Origin of the sequence: Dyadobacter sp., assembly GCF_051859145.1 — a bacterium.
Lineage (GTDB): Bacteria > Bacteroidota > Bacteroidia > Cytophagales > Spirosomataceae > Dyadobacter.
In genome coordinates this window covers 1-3,441 of sequence record NZ_JBHYGF010000416.1, presented here as the reverse complement: position 1 = coordinate 3,441, position 3,441 = coordinate 1, and the positions used below count along the sequence as shown (strand labels likewise).

Genomic DNA, 3,441 nt, shown 5'->3' with positions numbered 1-3,441 from the left:
CAGAAAACGTAACACTTACAAACCCGGGCTACCAGATTCCGCGCATTGCGCCGGGCGATCCGAATGGAAACAACCGGATGAACACCAATTTCATCGAGGATGGAAGCTATGTACGTCTGAAAAACATTACCCTCAGCTACAACTTCCCGAAAAGCATTCTGAAAGACACTTTCGTGAGAGGATTGAAAGCGTCGGTAGGTGCGCAGAACCTTTTTACCATTACCAAATACAAAGGATATGATCCTGAAATCGGTATGGTGAATTACGGAGGTACTGTGATGGCCGGGATTGATACAGGACGTTATCCTTCGGTGCGCATGTACTCTTTCGGTCTGCTGGCTGATTTTTAACAAACCAGGGTTTAAGGACCTAATAACAAGATCAAAAAAATACTCTATATGCAATTCAAATTAAAACTTATAGCGGCAATAGGCGCATTAACGCTCATGCAGGGATGCAGTGAAGACTTCCTGGACCGTCCGCCGCTGGACGCGCTTACTTCGGGTAACTTTTACAAAACAGACGACGAAATCCTGGCCGGTACCGCGCCGCTTTACAACATCGTCTGGTTTGATTTCAATGACAAAGCAGCCATGTCGTTCCAGGAAGCCCGCGCGGGTAACCTTAATTCCAACGACCGTACCGCCTATGTAAAGCATGCTATTCCATCCACGGATGTAAACACGCTTTTACCGGGTTATAAATCTTTTTACAAAATCATTGCGCAAAGTAACAATGCTTACAAGGCGATCAACGAAGCGACCGGAAGTACTGCTTCTGCTGCTGTCAAGTCGCAGGGATTGGGTGAATGCCGGTTTATGCGTGCTACTGCCTATTATTACCTGGTCACCAACTGGGGCGCGGTGCCGATCGTGTATGATAACGTTGCGCAGATCAATGAGCCGCCTGTCAGAAACAAAGTGGAAGATATCTGGAAGCTGCTGATTCAGGATTATCGCTACGCAGCGGCTAACCTGCCAACAAGTACTGTTCAGGGCCGTTTGACCAAATATTCGGCAGAAGGAATGCTCGCCAGGATGTACCTGATGCGCTCGGGATTAAACCAGAATGGTACCCGCAGCCAGTCGGACCTGGACAGCGCTAAATATTATGCGGAAAGTGTGATTACAAAAAGCGGGCTGTCGCTCGCACCGACTTATGCTGAGCTGTTTGAAAGCGCCAACCATAATGCAACAAAGAACAATCCGGAAAGCTTGTTCTCGCTGCAATGGATGCCGATCAGCAATCCATGGGGGATCAATAATTCATTCCAGGCTTACTTTGCTTACGACGCCAACATCACCGGAACAGGCGACGGCTGGGGCGCTGCGCAAGGCGTTTCGGCGGATCTTGTGAAGTATTTTACCGAAAACCCGGCGGATTCACTTCGTAGAAAAGCGATCGGTATGTTTGACAGCGATGTGTATCCCAACATCAACAAAGCAAACGGCGGACTGAAATACGTGCGTCCGGCGGCACTCGCGGCTGTTAAAAAATACATTGTAGGTTCACCTTCGGATAATGGCGGATTAGGCGGATTTATGTCAGCGAACATCAACTCCTACATGCTGCGTCTTGCAGAAGTATACCTGATTTATGCAGATGCGGTCCTGGGCAACAGTGCCTCTACTGCTGATCCGAAAGCATTGGAATACTTCAATGCAGTTCGCAAGAGAGCTGGTCTGCCGTCGAAAACGTCGCTTACTTTCGAGGATATATTCCGGGAAAGAAGGATTGAAACCGTTTTTGAAGGTAACTCCTGGAACGAGATCGTGCGCTGGTACTATTTCAACCCTGCAAAAGCGATCGCTTATACAGCTGCCCAGCACAAGGAAAACTATACGATGAGCTACGTGGCGGGTACGACCAATCCGAAAAAATACGCGGTAACCTACTCACCTGCTGAATACTACCCGCTGTCGGAAGCTACACTGTACCTTCCCTTCCCGGAAGCAGAGATCATCAATGCGCCTTCGCTGAAAAACGAACCTGTCGCTTTTGATTTCAGCAAACTAAAAGACTAACCTCTAATCGCATTTAAGACATGAATTTCAAGCATATATATAGAACAGCCCTGGTAGTAATGGCGGCAGCGCTCATGCTGGTTTCCTTTCAGAGCTGTAACAATGAAGATATCGATGGCGCGCCTGTGATCAGCAACGTGCGTCTGCTCGACCCGACCAAGGCCGACAGCTCATTAAGTGCGGCTGAGCCAGGAAGTCTGATCGTGATCCAGGGGCAAAATCTGGGAAGTGTATTGAAGGTTTATTTCAATGATTTTGAAGCAACATTCAATTCAGCCCTGGGGAGCAATTCCAATATCGTCATCGCCATTCCGGCCGAAGCACCTACCAAAGCGACTGATGCAAGGGTATCCAGCAAAATCAGGGTGGTGACAAACGGGGGTGAAGCTACCTACGATTTTGTACTTACTGCGCCTAGTCCGGTTATCTCTGGTATGTATTTAGAATTTATCAAGCTCGGCGGCAATATCATGATCGGCGGTGAGTATTTCTACAACATCAAGTCGGTGAAGGTGGGAGATACCAACCTGCAAATTGTGAACAGCACTGTCAACTCAATCACTGCCAAAATGCCTGCTACTGCGCTTTCAGGTATTGTTACGGTGGAAGGTGAGTTTGGTACTGCAAAAACTAATTTCAAGGTCAACGACATTGAAGGGAATATGATCAATTTCGACATTCCTGCCACAAGCTGGGGCTCGGAAGTATGCTGGGGCGCTGCGCCTATTATTCCGGCAACCGACCCGGGCGCGATTTCGGGCAAATATTCGCGCATCAAAGGCACCAAGCTGCCAGCTACCGGATACAACGATGCCTGGGTTTTCTCAACCTGTTCATTCGATTTCAAATTGCCCGCAGGACCAGCTTCGGAAAGACAGTTTAAATTCGAGCACAACATTGCAGAGCCGTGGAAAGCAGGTAAGTATGACATTACCATTACCGCCGACAAAAGCGAATACACCTTCTCATTCCAACCCTGGAACTCAACAGCATACGCCGCCACAGGTTACCAGACCAACGGATGGAGAACCGCGGTGATAGAACTGTCAGAGTTCAAGAATGCCGGAGGCAACACCATCCCCGACGTGTCCAAAATCACCGACCTGAAAGTACTCTTCAACACACCCGATGTTGTGATTGCTTCTTTCAATGGAAGTGTAGATAATTTCAGGATTGTGAAGAAGTAGTGCCCGCTCCTCCCTTCGACTGCGCTCAGGGTGACAAGGCTTGCGCTTGCTATACCTTCGACTGCACAGTTATCGCCTTGCCCTTCGACCGCCCGGCGGCCCGGTGCGCTCAGGGTGACAACACTTCGACTGCGCTCAGTGTGACAAGGCTTGCGCGGCCGCTCCTTCGAGAGCGCTCGCCTTTCCCTTCGACTGCGCTCAGGGTGACAAAGGCTATGTTTTGTCACCCT

At 49.2% G+C, this 3,441-nt stretch carries 2 protein-coding genes and 1 pseudogene; all 3 read left to right on the top strand.

The features are described from left to right. A pseudogene (locus ACTIE6_RS20670) lies at positions 1 to 350 on the top strand (SusC/RagA family TonB-linked outer membrane protein); the annotation flags it as partial. A 48-nt stretch (positions 351 to 398) separates the two neighbouring features. Then, positions 399 to 2,024, top strand: a complete 1,626-nt coding sequence (locus ACTIE6_RS20665; protein WP_439558439.1) for a RagB/SusD family nutrient uptake outer membrane protein — start codon at positions 399 to 401, stop codon at positions 2,022 to 2,024. 20 nt (positions 2,025 to 2,044) lie between these two features. Continuing rightward, positions 2,045 to 3,211: a glycan-binding surface protein gene (locus ACTIE6_RS20660; RefSeq protein ID WP_439558438.1), complete on the top strand. Its 1,167-nt coding sequence runs from the start codon at positions 2,045 to 2,047 to the stop codon at positions 3,209 to 3,211. Positions 3,212 to 3,441 lie beyond the last annotated feature (230 nt).